This window comes from Halobacterium hubeiense (genome assembly GCF_001488575.1).
Classification (GTDB): Archaea; Halobacteriota; Halobacteria; order Halobacteriales; family Halobacteriaceae; genus Halobacterium; species Halobacterium hubeiense.
Genome location: NZ_LN831302.1, coordinates 667,515 through 686,466 on the forward strand (window position 1 = coordinate 667,515; position 18,952 = coordinate 686,466).

Below are 18,952 nucleotides of genomic sequence, written 5' to 3' on the forward strand. Positions count from 1 at the left end.
GGACGCGTGCACGCGCTGTTTATCGAAGAGAATTGGACGAATAGAGGAAAAGAAATCTGATTAGTTTAGAATATTGTTGGTTCGTCCTTATACACTCACTATACTACTATCACGATGCCATTCGATTAGGCGTTTATACGTTAGCCTTTTGTATGGAAGCGTGGTGTCCAGCGATGTGACGGATTCAATGCCCGAACGTGGAGTAATCTCATCGATTAGTGGTCGTATTCTGCAAGAATTGCACAGTCCGGTGAACGGAATCTCGGTGCGCGGGCGCCCGGAGGGGGTCGCCGATGCTTGAGGGAGCGCTCCTCGCGCAGGCGGACCCGGCGTCCGTCGTCAGCGGCGTCAACACGGTCTGGACGCTCGTGGTCTGCTTCCTCATCTTCTTCATGCAGCCCGGCTTCGCGCTGCTGGAGGCGGGGCAGGTGCGGGCGAAGAACGTCGCCAACGTCCTGATGAAGAACCTCATGGACTGGGGGATGGGCGTGCTCGTGTTCTTCGTGCTCGGGCTCGGCGTCTACGGCATCGCGGGCGCGGTCACCACGCCTGACCTCGCAGTGAGCGTCTCCGGGGCGTTCTCGTACATCAACGACCCGAGCGCGTGGATCGGCTCGTACCTGTTCAGCGCCGTGTTCGCGATGACCGCCGCGACCATCGTCAGCGGGGCGGTCGCCGAGCGCATCAAGTTCAAGGCGTACATCTTCTACTCCATCGGCCTCACGGCGTTCATCTACCCGGTCATCGCCGGGTTCGCGTGGGGCGGCAACGGTCTGCTGTCCAGCGCCGGCTACCTCGGACAGGCCATCGGCGTCGGCTTCCAGGACTTCGCGGGCGCGACCGTCGTCCACATGCTCGGCGGCGTCGCCGGCCTCGTCGGCGCGTACATGGTCGGCCCGCGCCGCGGCCGCTACGACTCCGAAGGCAACAGCCAGCCGATTCCCGGTCACTCCATCACGCTGGCCGTGCTCGGGACGTTCATCCTCGCGTTCGGCTGGTACGGCTTCAACGTCGGCACGCAGGCCGCGGTGCTCAGCGTCACGGACGGCGCGCTCGCGTTCAACGGTGACGCGCTCGGCCGCGTCGCGCTGAACACCACCCTCGGCATGGGCGGCGGCGCGGTCGCCGCCGCGCTCGTGACCGGCTGGTCGGACGGCAAGCCCGACCCGCTGTTCACCGCCAGCGGCCTGCTCGCCGGTCTCGTCGCGGTCACGGGCGCCGTCCCCCACGTCACGTGGTACGGCGGCCTCATCCTCGGCATCATCGGCGGCGCGCAGGCGCCCATCGTCTACCGGTGGGTCACGGACAAGCTCAAAATCGACGACGTCGCGGCCGTCTTCCCCGTCCACGGGAGCGCGGGCGCAATCGGCACGCTGCTGATTCCGGTGTTCGCGGTCGACGGCTTCTCGGCCTCGCAGCTCGCGATGCAGGCGGCCGGCATCGCCGTCATCGTCGTCTGGACGGTCGTCACGACGGCAATCGTGTTCAAAATCGCGGATGTCGTCGTCGGACTGCGCCCCGACGAGGACGACGAGGACATCGGGCTCGACCGCAGCGAACACGGGTACACGGCGTACCCCGAGTTCGTGGACACCGCCGGCGACGGCGGCGTCACGGTCACCAGCGGGGACAGTGCTATGGCTACCGACGGCAGTGGGGTGAACGAAGATGACTGAAAGCGACATCGAACTCGTGATTGCGGTTATCCGGCCGGACAAGCTCTCGGAAGCGAAGCAGGCGCTGGCGGAGGTCGGCGCGCCCAGTCTCACTGTCTCGGACGTGAGCGGGCGCGGCAGCCAGCCCGCGATGACCGAGCAGTGGCGCGGCGAGGAGTACACGGTGGACCTCCACCAGAAGGTGAAAATCGAAATCGTCGTCGCAGACATCGACGCCGAAGACGTCGCGGAGGCGCTCAGCGACGCCGCCCACACGGGCGAGCCGGGCGACGGCAAGATATTCATCGTCCCGGTCTCGGAGGCCTACCAGATTCGCACCGGCGAGACGGGCGTCGACGCGGTCTGACGCGCGCACCGCCACCGATTTTCTCGCGCAACCCGCCCGAAGCAGCGGCCATTGGCAAATACTACCACGTCGAACGAGCGTTATTTATCCCTCCGTGTCTGAGCGTACCACGAGAGACTCACACATGGACGCGAACGCAACAGTAGAACGCGGACTCCGGGCCGCGCGCGGCAGTCCCGGCGCGGCCGTCGTCTGGACGGTCGCGGCCGTCCTCTTCGTGGACCTGCTCGCGAAGCTCGCGGGCGTCTCCCTCGGTCCCTTCGAGACGCCGTGGTTCGCCCTCTGGTTCGGCGGGGACGTTCCACTCAGTCAGGCCGCGGGCCTGGCGTGGGACGGCGTCGTCATCGGCGCCGTCGTCGGCCTCGCGAGCATCGGCCTGTCGCTGACGTACAGCATCCTCAACTTCGCGAACTTCGCGCACGGCGACTACCTCACCGTGGGCGCGTTCTCCGGGTGGGCGGTCACGTACGTCATCGCCGGCGTCGGCGGCCTGCTCGCGCTCACCGAGTCCGCCGTCAACGCCGTCACCGGCCTCGGGCAGTCCCGCCTCGGGGACGCCGACCTCGTCTCGCTCGTCCTGCTCCAGACGCCGCCGCTGGACGCCGGCGCGAACATCTGGCTGTCCCCGATAGCCATCGTCCTCGGGCTCGTGGTCGCGGTCGCGGTGACCGTCGTGGTCGCGCTCGTGCTCGACCGCTTCGTCTACCGGCCGATGCGGGATGCCGACGGCATCTCGCTGCTCATCGCGTCCATCGGCGTGGCGTTCATGCTCCGGTACTTCGTCGCGTTCGTGTTCGGGAACAACCGCCGCATCGTCACCTCCACCGACCAGCTCCCGTCGCTGAACGTCGCGGAGGCGGTGACGGACGCGCTGCCGTTCCTCGGCCCGGCCCGCGGCTCCATCATCGTCGACCTCCACGAGGTCACGCTCGTCGTCGTCGCGGCGCTGCTGATGGTCGGCCTCCACGTCCTCCTCCAGCAGACGAAACTCGGGAAGGCGATGCGCGCGATGGCGGACAACCGCGCGCTCGCGCAAGTCACCGGCATCCCGACCGAGCGCGTCATCAAGTCCACGTGGCTCATCGGCGCCGGACTGACGGGCGCCGCCGGCTACCTGCTCGTGCTCTCGCAGGGCGGACTCGGCTTCCAGACCGGCTGGCTGCTGTTGTTGCTCATCTTCGCGGCGGTCATCATGGGCGGCATCGGCTCCATCTACGGCGCCATCGCCGGCGGGCTCGTTATCGGGCTCGCGAGCCGGCTGTCGCTGGTCTGGCTGCAGGGCGACCTCTCGTCGTTCGCGCGCCCGACCGCGTTCGCGCTCATGATTCTCATTCTCCTCTTCCGGCCGTCGGGCATCTTCGGCGGGGTGAAGACCGCATGAGCGAGTCAGCCACGCGGAACGCACTCGACCCGCTGCGGACCCTGTTCGCGCGCGACGCCGCGAAAGTCACCGCGATGTTCCTCGGCATCTGGGCGCTGTTCTACGCGTTCGGCCTCGCGCTCGGCTACGGGAACAACGGCCTGCTCGCGCTCGTGCGCCGCGTGACGTTCCTGTCGGCGGTGTACGGCATCGTCGTGCTCGCGCTGAACATCCAGTGGGGGTACGCGGGCCTGTTCAACATCGGCGTCGCGGGGTTCATGGCGGTCGGCGCGTACACCGCCGCGATGCTCTCCAGCGCGCCGTCCGGGATGCCGCCCGGCCTCGGGCTGCCGCTGCCCGTCGGCATCCTCGGCGGGATGCTCGCGGCGACCGTCGTCGGGCTGGTCGCGGCGCTGCCCGCGCTCCGCCTGAAAGCCGACTACCTCGCCATCGTCACGGTCGCGCTCTCGGAAATCATCCGCATCGTCTACAACACGCCCGCGTTCGCCGACATCACGGGCGGCGCGAGCGGGTTCGACAACCTCCCGACGAGTCCCGTCAACACGCTGCTGTTGCGCGACCCGACGAGTACCATCTCGGAACCGACCGCGGTCGGGTCGGTGGTGTTCTCCCTCTTCGAGCAGTTCGGCATCCAGCGGTTCACCGCCATCAACACCGTCTACACGGTCGGCGTGCTGGTGGCGCTGCTCGTCGTCTACCTGATTCTGGAGCGCACCGGGAAGTCCCCGTACGGCCGCGTGCTGAAGGCCATCCGCGAGGACGAGACCGCCGCGCAGTCGCTGGGCAAGGACACCCAGAACTTCAAGGTGCGCGCGTTCGCGCTCGGCTGCGGGCTGATGGGGCTGGCGGGCATTCTCTGGTTCGCGATGGGACCGCGCGCGTCGATTACGCCGACGACGTTCCGCCCGAACATCACGTTCTACATCTTCATCGCGCTCATCATCGGCGGCGCCGGCTCGAACACGGGGAGCGTGCTCGGCGGCGCGCTGTTCGCCAGCCTGCTGTTCGAGGCGCCGCCGGTCGTCCGCAACATCATCACGGACGCCTTCGACGTCTCCGCGGACCCCGCGAACCTCGTGGAGGCGCTGGCGCCCATCGTCAGCGGCAACCTCGCGCCGCTGGCGGGGTTCCTGTTGAACAACATCGACACGCTCCGGTTCATGGGCATGGGGCTGTTGCTCGTGGTGCTCGTCCAGCGCCGTCCCGACGGCCTGCTCGGCGCGCGCAAGGAGACCGCCGCCGGCGTCTCGCTGGCCGCGGACACGCGCCCGGGCGGTCAGTCCGCCGCGAACGGGGGTGACGACGATGAGTGACGCCGGCAACGACATCGCCGACGCCGAAGTCCCGGAGGACGTAGACGTTCCCGAGGACCTCGAACCCGAGAGCGCCGACTCCGAAATCGAGGAGGGCGCGAAGGAGGTTCCCCGCGGCCTCCCGCTGCGCGTCGAGGGGCTGCGCAAGGAGTTCGGGGGCATCACCGCCGTCGATGGCGCGTCCTTCGAGGTCGAGGAGGGGTCGCTGACGGGGCTCATCGGGCCGAACGGCGCGGGGAAGTCCACGACGTTCAACTGCATCACGGGCGTCCACGAGCCGACCGCCGGCGACGTCTACTTCCGCGGCGAGGAAATCACGGGACTGCAGCCCCACGAGGTCGCCCAGCGCGGGCTCGTGCGGACGTTCCAGATTGCGCGCGAACTCGACGAGATGACCGTCCTCGAGAACGTGATGCTCGCGCCGGGCGGGCAGAAGGGCGAGTCCATCGCGCGCTCGGTCGTCCCGGGGCTGCGCGGCGGCGTCGTCGACCAGGAACGCGACCTCCGCGAGGAGGCCTGGGAGACCCTAGAGTTCTTCGAGCTCGACCACCTCGCGACCGAGTACGCCGGCAACCTCTCGGGCGGCCAGCGCAAGCTCCTCGAACTGGCGCGCGCGCTGATGACCGACCCCGACGTGATGTTGCTGGACGAGCCGTTCGCGGGCGTCAACCCCACGCTGGAGGAGAAGCTCCTCGACCGCATCCACGACCTCCGAGAGCAGGGGCTGACGTTCCTGCTCGTCGAACACGACATGGACCTCATCATGGAGAACTGCGAGCACGTCGTCGTCATGCACCAGGGGCGGGTCCTCGACGAGGGGCCGCCCGCACAGATACAGGACAACGAGGAAGTCATCGAGGCCTACCTCGGGGGGAACGTATGAGCGAGCACGCCTCCCGCGAGTCGGCGCTCCCGGACGACGAGACCGGCATCCTCGCGGTCCGCGACCTCGACGCCGGCTACGGCGACCTCCAAGTGCTGTCTGACGTGGCGCTGGACGTCCGCGACGGCGAGTACGTCACCATCGTCGGGCCGAACGGCGCCGGGAAGTCCACCGTGATGAAGTCCGTCTTCGGGCTGACGACGTACATGGGCGGCTCGATTACGTTCCAGGACGCGCCAATTCACGAGCTCCCGCCCGAGGAAATCATCCACGAGGGCATCGGCTACGTCCCCCAGAACGAGAACGTCTTCGCGGGGCTGTCCGTGCGCGAGAACCTCGAGATGGGCGCGTACATCCTCGACGACGTGCCCGAGCAGCGGATTCGCTCCGTCTACGAGCGCTTCCCGATTCTCGAAGAGCGCGCCACCCAGAAGGCGGGGTCGCTGTCGGGCGGCCAACAGCAGATGCTGGCGATGGGGCGCGCGCTGATGCTCGACCCCGACCTGTTGATGCTGGACGAGCCCTCGGCGGGGCTGGCGCCGGACCTCGTCGACGAGATGTTCGACCGCATCGACCGCATCAACGACGACGGCACCTCCGTGCTGATGGTCGAGCAGAACGCCAAGGAGGCGCTGCGCCGCTGCGACCGCGGCTACGTCCTCGTCAACGGCGAGAACAGTTACATGGACGACGGCGACGCCCTCCTCGACGACGAGGAGGTCCGCCGAGAGTTCCTCGGCGGCTGAGTCAGGCCGTCACGACCGTCGAACCGGTTCCGGTCTGTCCGCCGGACGAGCCCGCGGGTGCCGCGGGCGCGCCCGCTTCTTTGTCGCCGGTGACGAGGAACGCAGCGACGTTGCTCGCGAGCACGTCGTTGTCGCCCTCCGTCGCGGCGCCCGACGTCAGGAAGTCGGTGTCCCCGACGGCGAGCACGTTCCCGTTGCGCGCGGCGACGGCGTACGACCCCTCGTCGCGGGTCGAGGACAGCGACACGCCGCTGGCCGTCAGCACGGGCGAGGCGCCCCCGCCGGTGGTCACGGGCGTGGCGTCGGTGAGGATTGCGTCCCCGACGCCGTCGGCGACGCCGCTGTCACCGCCCGCGTACACGGACTGGAAGTTGTTCGCGTTCTCGGCCATGTCGTAGAGGTAGCCGTCGCCGAACGACACGCCGAACGACGCCGCGAGGTTCGCCGGCTGCCCGGACGCGGACACGGAGCTGCTCGACGTCAGTCCGGGTATCGAGACGGTCGAGGTCGTGCTCGTGGTCGTCGGCGGCTCCGCCGCGAGCAGGACGCGACCGCCCGCGTCGGCGAACGCTTCCACGCCCGCCACCTCGTTCGACGAGTACGACGTCGCGGGGCTGGCGACGACGAGCGCGTCCGCGCCGCGCAGCGTCTCGTTGAACGCGGCGCCGGGCTCGGCGCCGATGGTGCTCGACGACCCGCCGCCGAACAGCTGGACCTCGTGGCCGGCGGCGACGAGCGCGTCCACGAACGGCTGGAGGGAGTTCTCGCTGACGCCGTTGCCGTGGCTCACGTCGATGACCACGGTCTTGGACTCGTCGCCGGCGGGCGCAGTGACGCTCCCGCTGTCGTCGATTGGCTCGGCGACGAGTTCGTTTGCGTCGTAGGCGGGCGCGGACGGCGCTTCGGACTGCGTGGGCGAGTCCAGCAGGAACCCGCCCGCGAACGCCGCCGCGACGACGACCGCCGCGACGACGGCGACGACCGCGACCGAGCGTGCGACCTCACGCGCTCGCATTCGCGGTCACCCCCGTCTCGTTGGCGGCCGCGTCCGTCTCGATTGTCCCGTGCAGCATCAGGTACTGGACGGTGTCGACGCCGCGGTACTCGAACACCTGCTCGGTGGTCGCGTCCGCGGACTCGCCGTCGGTCGCGAGCCCGAGCTGGGAGAGCACCGACGGCTGCGGGGCTTCCATCCGCACCACGTCGTAGTCGCTGAGGCCGGCGTCGTCGGCGGCGGCCGAGATGGCCGTGTCGATGCCGCCGATTTCGTCGGCGAGCCCGTTCTGCACGCCGTTGGCGCCGGCGTACACCTTCGCGTGCGAGACCTCCTCGCGGGTCAGCTCGATGCGGTCGCCGCGCTCGGCGAACACGGAGCCGACGAACGCGCGGCGCAGCGTCTCGACGCGCTGGCGGACCTCGTCGGGCGTCGAGCCGCTGCCCTTGTCGGGACCGGTCACGACCTCGCCGGCGGGCAGGCCGCCGGAGGGGAGGGTGGCGCGCACGCCGATGCTCCCGACGACCGAGGCGGGCGTGACGTAGATGTCATCGGCGGGCGCGGCGGCGTAGTACGACCCGGACGCCGCGGTGCCGGTGACGCTCGCGACGACGGGCATCTCGCCGGCGGTGCGCTTCACCGCGAGGTAGAGCTGTTCGCTCGCGGACGCGGTGCCGCCGGGGCTGTCCACGTCGAGGACGACCGCCTGAACGGAGTCGTTCTGCCGGGCTTCCCGGAGGTCGTCGACGACCGCGCTCGCGGAGTCGCCCGTGATGGAGCCGTGCAGTTCCACGACCGCGACCGTGCCGTCGGGCTCGGTCGCGTACCCCCACGCCTGGGGCGCGAACGCGACGCCGACGACCACGCCGACGACGACGAGCACGAGGGTCACCCCGCGCACGCTACCGCGGGCGGCGTCGGCTCCAGTCACGCCGCCACCTCCGCGCTCGCGGACGCGTTCTCGACGAGCGTCACGTCGTCGTACGTGACCGTCACCGAGGCGGGCTGGCCGCCGTCGGTCGTCCACGACGTGACGAACTTCAGTGGGACCTCGCGGTCGAGATCGACCCAGACGGTCCGGGAGACGTTCGCCGCGTCGCCGGTCGCGTTCTCGTGGGGTTCGAGTTCGAGGACCGCCGTCTGGTGGCTGTCGTAGCTGGTCACGCGCTCGACGGTGACGTTGCTCGTGCGCACGAGCGTCTCCGCGAGTGCGCCGTAGCCGGCGGGCGTCGCGGGGCTGCCGGCGCCCGCGCCGGCGTCGAACACCGGGCCGCCGTCGGCGGACTCGGTGACGGTCTCACCGGCGCGTGGCCCGGTCCTGTACGTTATCTCTCGTTGTTCGCCGCGGACGCTGACGGCTGCGCGGGCTTCCGTGGTCGAGTCGCCGACTTCGACCGTGCGGGTGACCGTCGCGTCGTAGCCGTCCAGGGCGGCGTATCGCTGTTCGACCGCGTCTCCGACTGCGGCGGCGTCGACGGAGCCGTCGGCGGAGAGCCCGCCGATGCAGCCCGCAGTCAGGGAGACGACGACGAGGGCGGTCGCTGCCGCCACTCGCATTCGTGTAGCTTGCATAACTCTCCGCGGGGACGTTCCGTAGGCACTGACAAAACACGCCGGTGGCGTTTGCAGGCCGAGAGAATCCGTCGCGTCGAAAAACGAGTGGTCGCGGCGTTACGCCGAGAACTGAATCTCGTCGAGCGTCTCGATGCCGCCGCCCTCCTGGAAGCCGAAGTACTCGTAGGTCGCGGCCTTCAGGTCGCCGTTGTCGTCGAAGTCGACGGCGCTGGACGCGCCCGAGTACTGGATTTCCGTGCCGTCGGCGGCCATCGAGAGGCCGTCCGCGAGGGTGCTGGGCGTGACCTCCTCGCCGCCGGGGTTCGCGATGGCCTGCATCTCCTCGGCGATGGCGGTGCCGGTGTTCTCCCCGGCCGCGGCGTTCGCGAGCAGGCAGACCGCGGTGGCGTCGAACGCCTGCGACGTGAACACGCCCGGTTCTTCGCCGTACTCGGACTGGTACTGCTCGTCGAAGTAGTCCCGGCCCGGCCCGGCCGCCAGCGGCGCGGTGCCGGTGACGTTGTCCAGCGGGTTGCCGACGTCCGCGGGGAGGCTCGCGGACCGCATCCCGTCCGTGACGAGAATCGGGACGTCCGTGTCGAAGTCCGAGTAGAAGTCCCGGAACAGCTGGATGCCGCTCTCGGGGTAGCCGATGACGACGACGACGTCGGGGTTGTCGTTGAGCGCCTGCGAGATGCGCGAGCTGTACGACGACTGGCCCTTCTGGAAGGAGACCTCCTGGGCGACCTGCCCGTCCTGGTCCTGGAACGCCGTGTTGAAGCTATCGGCGAGCAGCTGGCCGTAGGAGTTGTTCACGTACATCGTCGCCGCCGTCGACGCCTGGTGTTGTTCGACGGCGACCTGCGCGAGCACTTCGCCCTGCAGGGCGTCCGTCGGCGGCGTGCGGAAGATGAGGCCGTTGTCTTCGAGGTCGGTGATGGCCGGGGACGTGCTCGCGGGCGAGCAGCCGACCATCCCCGAGGGGATGAAGACGTTCTCGGCGACGGCGATGGTGACCTCCGAGGACGCCGCGCCCGTGACCGCGGGGTAGCTGCCGTTGCGCAGCGTCTGCGCCGCGGACTGGCCGGCGTTGGGGTCGGTCTGGGTGTCCTGCACGGAGAAGTCCAGTTCGAAGTCCGTCTCGCCCTCCAGCAGCGTCTGCGGGAGGACGGCGCCGTCGCGAATCGGGCCGCCGAGGTCCGCGAGGTCGCCGGTCGTCGGCAGGAGGACGCCCTGCTTTATCGTTCTCCCGCTTCCGCCGTCGCCGCCCCCGGTACAGCCCGCGAGGCCGGCGATACCTGCGGCGCCGAGGCCGCGAATCACGTCGCGTCGATTGACTCGTGATGGCATACCACGCATTAGCACGCAACTGGTATAAATGGATTCCGGACACGTCACCTTTCACCGAGCGTGCGGCGGAATTACGCGGGGTTCAGGCTCGCAACGCGTCGTATTGGAAACGGCGGAACCGCGTTGTTCCGCGTCCGAGTGGTCAGCATCCTTTTGGTCGCGCCCGGCGACGGTGCCGTATGGAACCGACGAAGTTTCTGTTCGTCTCCGCGGACGCCGCGCTCATCGGCGACGTGGCGTGGCAGGTCCGCGAGGAAGGCCACGACGTGAAGTACTACATCGAGGCCGACTCCGACAAGGAAATCGCGGACGGCTTCGTGCCGAAGACCGACGATTGGGAGGCGGAGGTTGAGTGGGCCGACGTCATCGTCTTCGACGATATCTGGGTCGGCAGCGACGTTGGGACGGGAGCGATTGCGGAGGAACTGCGCGCGGACGGCCACGCGGTCGTCGGCGGCACGCCCAACACCGACCGGCTGGAGGAGGACCGCGGGTACGCGATGGAAGTGTTAGAGGAGAACGGCGTGAATACCATCGACCACGAGGAGTTCACGGACTTCCAAGCGGGCATCCAGCACGTCAAGGAGAACCCCGGGCCGTACGTCGTGAAGCCGCTCGGCGAGGTCCAGAACGTCAAGCGCCTGCTGTACGTCGGCAACGACGACGACGGCAGCGACGTCGTGGACGTCCTGCGCGCCTACGAGAAGGCGTGGGGCCACCGGATGAAGGGGTTCCAGCTCCAGCGCAAGGTCGAGGGCGTCGAGGTCGCCGTCTGCGGGTTCTTCAACGGGAACGAGTTCGTCGAGCCGGTGAACTTCAACTTCGAGCACAAGCGCCTGTTCCCCGGCAACATCGGCCCCTCGACGGGCGAGATGGGGACGAGCATGTTCTGGTCGCGGCGCAACGACCTCTTCGAGCGCACGCTCGGCCGCATGGAGGGGTGGCTCGCCGACGAGGGCTACGTCGGCAGTATCGACCTCAACTGCATCGTCAACGACACCGGCGTCTATCCTCTCGAATTTACGCCGCGGTTCGGCTACCCCACCATCACCCTCCAAGAGGAGGCCATCGAGTCCTCGACCGGGGAGTTCTTCGCGGCGCTCGCGAACGGCCGCGACCCCGAGTTCGAGGTCCACGACGGCTACCAGGTCGGCGTGCGCGTGGTGCTGCCGCCGTTCCCGTTCGACGACGAGGCGACCTACGACGAGAACTCGCGGAACGCCGCTATCGTCTTCGACTCCGACGCGGACGGCGGCGCGACCACGCCGCCGCCCGGCGTCCACATCGAGGACGCCAAGTGCGTGTCGCTGCGCGACACGGAGTCCGGGAGCGGGGAGCCCTGCGACCCGCGAGCGCGCGTGGATGGACAGTGGCGCGTCGCCGGCGAGTCCGGGATGCCACTGGTCGTGACCGGGAAGGGGGAGACGATGCGGGAAGCCCAGGCACAGGCCTACGAGCGCGTCGAGGACGTGCTCATCCCGAACCTCTACTACCGCGACGACATCGGCGATCGCTGGGTGGAAGGCGACGGCGACCGCCTGCAGGCGTGGGACTACCTCGGGCCCGCCGACGAGTAGCCCGATTCAGCCGTCCGGCCATACCGCGAGCAGGCCGTCCGGAAACTGCGCGAGCGTCGGCGCGGCGTCGTTCCCGAACGCGGTGTGGACGAACGCCTGCCAGAGCACGCGCTCGGCGTACGGCCGCGAGTCGAGGTCCACTCCCAACTCCGCGGCGACCGCGTCCTCGGTGACGTTCGGCCCCGGTTCGACGTCCAGCGCGCGCGGCGCGTCGTCGAGGTCGAGGCCGAACGACGGGAACAGCCGGTAGGTCGCGTCCACCGCGGGGTGGTAGAACGTCCGCTCGCCCGGATATCGGACGGACAGCACGGGCTCTGCGGTCGCCGTCTCCCCGTCCGGGAGTTCGACCCGCCGCTCGCCGAGCGGGAGTTCGCGGCGCTGTCCGCGCGCCACGCGGTAGCGGTCGCCGGCGGCTGTGACGACCGCTTCGTCTCCGGACACGCGTTCGATAGTCACGTCGGGAGCCACGCCCGTCGCGAGTTCGGCTTCCGTCGAGTCGCCGCCGACCGTCCCCTCCACGACGACCGTGCGGCCGTCGTCGGCCGTCAGCGCGGGTGAGATCGGCTCTCCGTCGCCCGCCGGCTGGACGCGGTACGGCGTCGCGCAGACGTGGCTCCACTCGCCGGCGGGGGGCGCGGCGGCGTCCAGCACCGGCCGCCAGTAGAAGACGCGAGCTTCCTCCCCGCACGTGTAGGGGACGGCGTCGGGGAAGAAGCCGCCGCCGAACCGCGTCGCCTCCAGCCCCCGGTGTTCGAGGACGGCTTCGAGGTACCGGACGTTCCGCCGGACCGGCGCGCGGCGGTCGTCGGCGGTCGCGGGCGTCCACTCGACGCCCGCGCCGGAGTCGCGCATGGAGGAGTCCATCGCCGCGACGTAGGCCGCGAGCGGGCATAGGCCTGCGTCCGCAGATGTTCGGTGTGGCACACCCGCACGTCCGCGGAGTCGAATATATTCGACAGAGGTGTCTCCGTCGCGCGGGTCGTCGTCCCGCCCGTGGCAGCGACTGGCTCCGGCGTCGGGCGGTGGACGCGGCTGTTCACGCTCGCGGGCGTCGCCTTCCTCCTGCTCTGGCGAGTCGGCCTGCTCGCGGGCGTCCCCGCCGGGAGCGCCGTCGAACTCGCCGTGCTCGGGTTCGTGCTCCACGTCGTCTTCGGGCACGCGTACCTGCTCGTGCCCGCGTACTTCGGCCGCGTCCACCGCTCTAGCCACCTCCCCGGCGTCCACCTCGCGCTCGCCGCCTCCGGGACGCTACTGCTCGCGGCGAGCCACTTCTCTGCGACGCCGGACGGCACGCGACTCGCGGGCGCGCTGTTGTGGGCGGCCGGCGTCGCGGTGTTCGTCGGGTCGCTGGCGCGGTCGCTTCGCGGCGTCGCCCGGGACCCGTTCGCGGACGCCTCGAACCTCGCCGAGCGCGCCGCCGTGCTCGCCGTCCCCGTCCCGTTCGTGTACCTCGCCGCCGGGTCGTACGACCTGCTCGCCGCGCAGACCGCCGCACCGCGCCTGCTCGCGGCGTCGCCCGCCGGCGTCTCCCACCTGTTCGCCGCGGGCGTCGCCGCGCTCCTCGTGTTCGCGCTCGGCGTGCGTCTGCTCCCGCGGTTCCTCGGCGTGGACCCGCTCGCGGCGCCCTCGGTCTTCGTCCTCGTCGCGGGGAGCGTCGGCCCCGGCCTGCTCGCCGCCTCGCTGTGGGGTGGCTGGCTGTTCCGCGCCGCCGCGGCCGTCGAGGGCGCGGCCGTCGTGGCGTTCTTCGCGCACGCGGTGGTGCTGTTCGCTCGCTCGGACCGCCGGCGCGTCGGTCTCTCCGGCATCCTCGCTGGCCTCGCGGCGGGCGCGGTCGCCGTCCTCGTCGCGGGCGGCGTCGCCGCCGGCTGGCTCTCACCGGCCCGCATCGAGGGGCACGTCGCGCTCGTGCTCGGGGGCTTTCTGGCCGTCACCGTCGCGGGGTTCCTCGTCCAGTTCTACCCGCCGAGCGTCGCCGACGCCAGGGGCGCCAGTGAGTCGACGACGCGGGCCGCGCTCGCCGCGCTGCTCGGCGGTGCGGCGGTCGAAGCGAGCGGTCTCGCGCTCGGAATCTCCGCGCTGGCGAGCGCGGGCCGTGCACTCGCCGCGGCGGGCTCGGTCGCCCTCGCGTTCGTCCTCGCCGCGGTCGTCGCCGCGCTGGAGGCGCGCTGACCCCGACCGAACATGTCCGCGCACAGCCCTTAGTTTAGGTGTGCCTAACTCCCGGTGAGGTGTTCCAGTCGCGATGGCAGACGTGACCCACGAGCAGGCCGGCACAGTCGCCGACGAACTCTTCGACAAGTACCTCCTCCCGAAAGCCGCGCTCACCGTCATCCTCGCGGCGTCGCTGGTCGGCACCGCGCTGACCCTCGACCTCGCGGGCCAGTGGTCGCCGCTGGTCGCGCTCGCCAAGTGGGGGTACTTCGTCGCGCTCGGCGTCCTGCTCGGCGGCCTGCTCTGGAAGCACGGCTTCGTCCGCCCCGGCGACGTGGACGCCGCCGCGGACTACTGCGCGGAGATGTACCGGCGCTTCGACCGCATCGCGGTCGGCGCGCTCGCCGTGGTCGCCGTCGCGGGCGTCGCACTGCTCACCGTCGCCTACGCCGACGCGCCGCTCGCGCTCCGCGGCGGCCTCGCCGGCGCGCTCGCGCTCACCCTCGGCGCCGGCGCCGTCGATACCTACGACGACGCGCCCGTCCCCGAGCGCTTCCGCACGACAGCGGGCGTCCTCGCGCTCGCCGGCGCGGTGCTCGCCGTCGCGCTGTCCGCCGCCGCCGACGTCGCACTCGCCGGCGGTGGGGCCGTCCCGACGGCCTCCCGCGCCGTCCACCTGCTCGCGTTCGCGGCGTGGGTCGGCGGCGCCGTCTGGAACATCTTCGTCGCCGTGCCGACCGGCCAGCTCCGGCCGACCCCGCCGGTCGTCCGGGCCGCCGGCGAGCAGCTCGAACGCTTCCGCTGGACGGTGCGGTTCGTCATCCCGACGCTCGTCGCGACCGGCGTCTTCCAGTCCGTGGACGTGCTCGGCACCAGCCCCGGCACGTACGTCGGGACGACCGCCGGGCTCGCGGTGCTCGCGAAGCTCGGGTTCGTCGCGGTCCTGTTCGCCATCTTCCTCGCGTGCCCGATGTGGCGCGCGTGCTCGCCCATCGACGGCGTCTGCGACCTCGCGGAGATGGACGGGGAGGTGGGCGACTGATGCCCGACCTCGACGTCCCCGACACCGAGCCCGACGTCGACCCCGACCGCACCGTGGACAACCGCGGCCGCGGCTGCGCGAACGGCATCGTGCGCGTCCAGCGCGCGCTCGAAGACCTTCCGCCGGGGTCGGTGCTGGAGATTCAGAGCACCGACCGCCGCGCGAAGACCGAGTACCCGAAGCTCGCCGCCGAGACCCCCCACGAACTGCTCGCCGTCGTCGAGAGCCGGCGGCGCGTCCTCCGCAAGCAGTACACCACCTACCTCGAAATCCATGAGTGACCTCGTCGACCCCGACACTGACCCGACACCGAGACGCGGCACCGAGCGCACGAACTTCCAGCACCTCGCGGACGCCGACCCCATCGCGGTCCGGGACCCGCTCGCGGAGGTGCTCGGCGTCGTCCCCGAGGGCGACCCGCTGGTCGTCGGCTTCCCCGAGGTCGTGCTCGCCGCGGGCCACGCTTGTCCCGCCGTCGCGGGCGCCTACCGCGCGACCCAGCTTGCGCTCGACGACCTCTACCCCGACGACCTCCCTGTCCGCAGCGATGTCGCCGTCGAGGTCGGCGGCGAGCCCGACGACCACGGCCTCGGCCCGATGGCGAACGTCGTCAGTCACGTCACCGGCGCCGACCGCGAAACTGGGTTCACTGGTTTCGGCGGCTACGGCGGCCGCGAGAACCTCCTCTCCTTTACCGACCTCGACGGCCCCGGGCGCACGTTCGCGTTCCACCGCCTCGACACCGACGACAGCGTCCGCGTCTCGTTCGCGCCGGGCGCCGTCGGGATGTCGCCGCCGGGCGCGGACGGCGGCAGCGTCACGGACCTGATTCCGAAACTGGTCGCCGGCGAGGCCTCGGCGGCCGAGCGCCAGCGGTTCTACGACCAGTGGCACAACCGCGTCCAGCGCGTCCTGCGCGCGTCCCCCGGCGAGGACAGCCCCTTCACGCTCCAGCACCCACAGAACTGACCGACCGTTCACTCCGAAGCGTTTCACCCGCGCCGTGACTACAAACAACTAAGTTGTCGTCCGCGGTCGGTTCCCGCATGGGCAGTCTGCGACGACACGTGCCGGTCGCGGTCGTCGTCGGGTTCGCGGTCGCCCTGCTCGCCGTCTCGGCGGCCCACCACGCCACCGAAATCGAGCACATCAACCACACGGGCGGGCCGCTGTCCGCGTTCGTCGTCGACGCCATCCCCGCCGCGTTGCTCCTCGTCGCCGGCTACTGGCTGCACGGCGCCGACGTGGACGCCGACGCCCGCTGGCTCGTCGCGGCGTGGTCGATGGCCGGCAGCGCGCTCTTCACCAGCGTCACCGTGCTCACCGTCGCGATTCGCGAGTTCGAGGGCCGGAACGTCGTCGAACCCGTGTTCCCGATGCTCGTGGACGCGGGCGTCGGCGCCGTCGCCGGCTTCGCCGCGGGCGTCTTCTACGTCCGCGCGCGCCGCGACGCCGAACGCGCCGCCCGCGCCAGCGACGCGTTCGCGTTCGTCAACGACGTGCTCCGTCACGACATCCGCAACAGCCTCGGCATCATCCGCGGGCAGGCGGAGCTGCTCGCCACCGCGAGCGACGACGAAGCCGTCGAGTCCCGCGCGACGACGATTCACGAGCAGACCGACGAGGCCCTCGACCGCATCGAGAACGCCGGCACCATCGCGGACACGCTCGGCGACGACGCCGCGCTCGAACCCGTGGACCTCGTCCCGGCCGTCGAGACCGCGGCCGACCGCGTCGCCGACGCCCACGCCGTCGCCGTCGACACCGAGCTCCCCGAGCGGGCGCTCGTGCGCGCGAACGACGCCGTCCAGTCGGTCGTCGACAACCTCGTGGAGAACGCCGCCGAACACAACGACGCCGACGACCCCCGGGTCGAGGTCGCGGTCGCGCGCGCCAACGAGACGGTCCGGTTCGAAGTCCGCGACAACGGCCCCGGCGTCGAAACGGACGTCCTCGCGGACGCCGACGGCGGCCTCGAACTCGTGCGGACGCTCGTCGACCACTACGACGGCCACGTCGAAGCCGCCGCCAACGAACCGCGCGGCGCCGTCTTCGCCGTCGAACTGCCGCGCGCCGGCGCCGCGTGACCCGGTTCGGCGAGTACGCTTAACTGCTTGCTGCCGGCACTCACGACAAATGACCACCGCCACAGCGTCGGACAGCCGCCGGCGCCTCGCCGGGTACGCCGTCGCCGCGCTCGGCGTGGCGCTGTTCGCCGTGCCGGTGTACGACGTCTGGGACGACACCACCGACCTCGGCTGGGCGCTGCTCCCGTCGCTCGCCGAGAACGTCAGCCTGTTCGCGCTCGCCGCGCTCCTCGTCGCCGGCGGCGTCTGGCTCGCGCGCTCGCGGGCGGACGGCGACCACGCTACTATCGTCGCCGCCACGACGTTCGCCGGCACCGCCGCGACGGCCGCGCTGTTCGCGTGGATTGTCGTCGTCCAGTCGTGGACGATGCAGGACCTCAAGCCGTACGTCATCGCGCTCGACGCGGTCGTCGTCGGCGCGCTCGGGTCGTTCGGTATCGGCGTCTACCGCGCACGCTCGGCCAGCCGGCGCCGCGACCTCCGGGTGGAGCGCAACCGCCTCGCCGGCCTCTTCGAGAACACCAGCGACGCCGTCGCCACCGTCGAACTCGCGGACGGCTCGCCGGCGGTGTCGTCGGCGAACGAGCGCTTCCGGGAGACGTTCGCCGACCCGGAAGCCGCCATCGAGAACGCCGCCCGGCTTGCGGCCACCTCGCTGTCGTCGCTGCTTGACGGCGACCACGACGGCGAGACGACGACCCGAGAGGTCGCGTACAGCGACGCGGACGGTGTCCATCCGGTCGCGGACGCCGCCCGCGACGCCCGCGAGTTCATCGTCCAGTTCGTCCCCCACGATACCGACCGCGGGCGCACGTACGTCTACGTCGTCGCCACCGACGTCACCGAACAGAAACAGCTCGCGCGCGAGCGGGAAGCCAACGAACGCCTCGACCTCCTCCACGAGTACGCGTCGAAGCTCGTGAACGCCGAGAGCCGCGACCGCGCCGCGGCGCTCGCCCGGGAAGCCGTCGAGGAACTGTACGCACCCGCAGCGGTCCGCGTCGTGCTCGACGGCGAGGTCGTCGCCGGGCCCGATGACGCCGACGCCACGTTCGACACGGTCGCGGCGGTCGGCGACCGCGGCCGCATCGAACTCGCGGCCGACCTCGCGACGCGCGAACTGAACGCGGTCAACGTGCTCGCGACCCACCTCGACGACGTGCTCGGGCGCCTCGACTACGAGCGCGAACTCGCCGACGAGCGCGAGGAACTGGACTTCATCAACCGCACGCTCCGCCACAACCTCCTCAACGACGTGCAGGTCGTGAAGGCGCGACTCCAGACGCTCGACGACGCCGACGACCTCGTGGACCACCGCGACGTCCTCCTCGACCACCTCGACCGCATGGCGGAGTTCGTCCAGACGATGCGCACCTACACCAAGTCCCTCGTCGAGGACGACGAACACGTCCTCCGGCCCGTGGACCTCCGCCCCGCGCTCGAAGCCGTCGCCGACGGCACGCGCACCGCCTACGAGGACGCCGACGTCTCGCTCGGCGACGTCCCCGAGGTCGCCGTGAGCGCCGACGAACTCCTCGAACCGGTGCTGGAGAACGTCCTCACGAACGCCGTCGAACACAACGACAAGGAGACGCCGCGCGTCCACGTCGACGCGGAGCGCCACGGCGACTGGGTGGTCGTCCGCGTCGCCGACAACGGCCCCGGCATCCCCGACGACCGCAAGGACGCAGTGTTCGAGCGCGGCGAACTCGGCGAGCACAGCTCCGGCAGCGGCTTCGGGCTGTTCCTCGTGCGCAAAACCGTCGAATCCTACGGCGGCGGCGTTGAAATCAGAGACAACGAACCCACGGGCACCGTCGTCCGCATCACGCTCCCCGTGGCGTCGACGTGA

The 18,952-nt window shown here is 70.5% G+C and carries 18 protein-coding genes; 13 read left to right on the top strand and 5 right to left on the bottom strand.

What is annotated here, in order from left to right; genetic code table 11:
• Nucleotides 1-293 precede the first annotated feature (293 nt).
• The 6 genes from HHUB_RS03395 (at nucleotide 294) to HHUB_RS03420 (ending at nucleotide 6,345) form a co-directional block, all read left to right on the top strand.
• Nucleotides 294-1,676: an ammonium transporter gene (locus tag HHUB_RS03395; protein WP_059056201.1), complete on the top strand. Its 1,383-nt coding sequence runs from the start codon at nucleotides 294-296 to the stop codon at nucleotides 1,674-1,676.
• A complete protein-coding gene (locus HHUB_RS03400) occupies nucleotides 1,669-2,022 on the top strand; it encodes a P-II family nitrogen regulator (protein ID WP_082687156.1) in 354 nt (117 codons plus the stop codon). Before HHUB_RS03395 ends, HHUB_RS03400 begins: the two co-directional genes overlap by 8 nt.
• Nucleotides 2,023-2,146: 124 nt before the next feature.
• Nucleotides 2,147-3,403: a branched-chain amino acid ABC transporter permease gene (locus tag HHUB_RS03405; RefSeq protein ID WP_059056202.1), complete on the top strand. Its 1,257-nt coding sequence runs from the start codon at nucleotides 2,147-2,149 to the stop codon at nucleotides 3,401-3,403.
• Complete coding sequence (locus HHUB_RS03410; RefSeq protein WP_059056203.1) at nucleotides 3,400-4,716, top strand: branched-chain amino acid ABC transporter permease; 1,317 nt, start codon at nucleotides 3,400-3,402, stop codon at nucleotides 4,714-4,716. The genes HHUB_RS03405 and HHUB_RS03410 overlap by 4 nt, the downstream gene beginning before the upstream one ends.
• A complete protein-coding gene (locus tag HHUB_RS03415; RefSeq protein ID WP_082687157.1) occupies nucleotides 4,709-5,599 on the top strand; it encodes an ABC transporter ATP-binding protein in 891 nt (296 codons plus the stop codon). Before HHUB_RS03410 ends, HHUB_RS03415 begins: the two co-directional genes overlap by 8 nt.
• Entirely contained in the window at nucleotides 5,596-6,345 is a 750-nt protein-coding gene (locus HHUB_RS03420) for an ABC transporter ATP-binding protein (protein ID WP_059056204.1), read from the top strand. The genes HHUB_RS03415 and HHUB_RS03420 overlap by 4 nt, the downstream gene beginning before the upstream one ends.
• 1 nt (nucleotide 6,346) lies before the next feature.
• On the opposite strand, the gene HHUB_RS03425 is transcribed toward HHUB_RS03420, so the two are convergent.
• The 4 genes from HHUB_RS03425 to HHUB_RS03440 form a co-directional block, all read right to left on the bottom strand.
• Nucleotides 6,347-7,360, bottom strand: a complete 1,014-nt coding sequence (locus HHUB_RS03425; protein ID WP_059056205.1) for a DUF4350 domain-containing protein — start codon at nucleotides 7,358-7,360, stop codon at nucleotides 6,347-6,349.
• A complete protein-coding gene (locus HHUB_RS03430) occupies nucleotides 7,347-8,270 on the bottom strand; it encodes a S49 family peptidase (protein ID WP_059056206.1) in 924 nt (307 codons plus the stop codon). The genes HHUB_RS03425 and HHUB_RS03430 overlap by 14 nt, the downstream gene beginning before the upstream one ends.
• A complete protein-coding gene (locus HHUB_RS03435; protein ID WP_059056207.1) occupies nucleotides 8,267-8,896 on the bottom strand; it encodes a hypothetical protein in 630 nt (209 codons plus the stop codon). The genes HHUB_RS03430 and HHUB_RS03435 overlap by 4 nt, the downstream gene beginning before the upstream one ends.
• 114 nt (nucleotides 8,897-9,010) lie before the next feature.
• The gene (locus HHUB_RS03440; RefSeq protein ID WP_082687158.1) at nucleotides 9,011-10,243 is read right to left on the bottom strand and encodes an ABC transporter substrate-binding protein; all 1,233 of its coding nucleotides are present in this window, start codon (nucleotides 10,241-10,243) and stop codon (nucleotides 9,011-9,013) included.
• Nucleotides 10,244-10,422: 179 nt separating this feature from the next.
• Here HHUB_RS03440 and HHUB_RS03445 point away from each other — a divergent pair, with 179 nt between their 5' ends.
• On the top strand, nucleotides 10,423-11,820 hold the full coding sequence (locus tag HHUB_RS03445) for a phosphoribosylamine--glycine ligase (RefSeq protein ID WP_059056209.1): 1,398 nt from the start codon (nucleotides 10,423-10,425) through the stop codon (nucleotides 11,818-11,820).
• A gap of 6 nt (nucleotides 11,821-11,826) precedes the next feature.
• Here HHUB_RS03445 and HHUB_RS03450 read toward each other — a convergent pair whose 3' ends face one another.
• Nucleotides 11,827-12,744 carry a hypothetical protein gene (locus HHUB_RS03450; RefSeq protein WP_143416407.1) on the bottom strand — a complete coding sequence of 306 codons (918 nt, stop codon included), beginning with the start codon at nucleotides 12,742-12,744 and terminating at the stop codon, nucleotides 11,827-11,829.
• A gap of 69 nt (nucleotides 12,745-12,813) precedes the next feature.
• Between HHUB_RS03450 and HHUB_RS03455 the strand changes: the two genes are divergently transcribed.
• The 6 genes from HHUB_RS03455 (at nucleotide 12,814) to HHUB_RS03480 (ending at nucleotide 18,952) form a co-directional block, all read left to right on the top strand.
• The gene (locus HHUB_RS03455; RefSeq protein ID WP_059056211.1) at nucleotides 12,814-13,989 is read left to right on the top strand and encodes a hypothetical protein; all 1,176 of its coding nucleotides are present in this window, start codon (nucleotides 12,814-12,816) and stop codon (nucleotides 13,987-13,989) included.
• A gap of 73 nt (nucleotides 13,990-14,062) precedes the next feature.
• Nucleotides 14,063-15,013 (top strand): CopD family protein, encoded by a 951-nt coding sequence (locus HHUB_RS17310; protein WP_059056212.1) that lies wholly within the window; start codon nucleotides 14,063-14,065, stop codon nucleotides 15,011-15,013.
• On the top strand, nucleotides 15,013-15,294 hold the full coding sequence (locus HHUB_RS03465) for a sulfurtransferase TusA family protein (protein WP_059056213.1): 282 nt from the start codon (nucleotides 15,013-15,015) through the stop codon (nucleotides 15,292-15,294). Before HHUB_RS17310 ends, HHUB_RS03465 begins: the two co-directional genes overlap by 1 nt.
• The gene (locus HHUB_RS03470) at nucleotides 15,287-15,982 is read left to right on the top strand and encodes a hypothetical protein (protein WP_059056214.1); all 696 of its coding nucleotides are present in this window, start codon (nucleotides 15,287-15,289) and stop codon (nucleotides 15,980-15,982) included. Before HHUB_RS03465 ends, HHUB_RS03470 begins: the two co-directional genes overlap by 8 nt.
• A 77-nt stretch (nucleotides 15,983-16,059) precedes the next feature.
• Complete coding sequence (locus HHUB_RS03475) at nucleotides 16,060-17,100, top strand: ATP-binding protein (protein WP_059056215.1); 1,041 nt, start codon at nucleotides 16,060-16,062, stop codon at nucleotides 17,098-17,100.
• 49 nt (nucleotides 17,101-17,149) lie between these two features.
• On the top strand, nucleotides 17,150-18,952 hold the full coding sequence (locus tag HHUB_RS03480) for a sensor histidine kinase (RefSeq protein WP_059056216.1): 1,803 nt from the start codon (nucleotides 17,150-17,152) through the stop codon (nucleotides 18,950-18,952).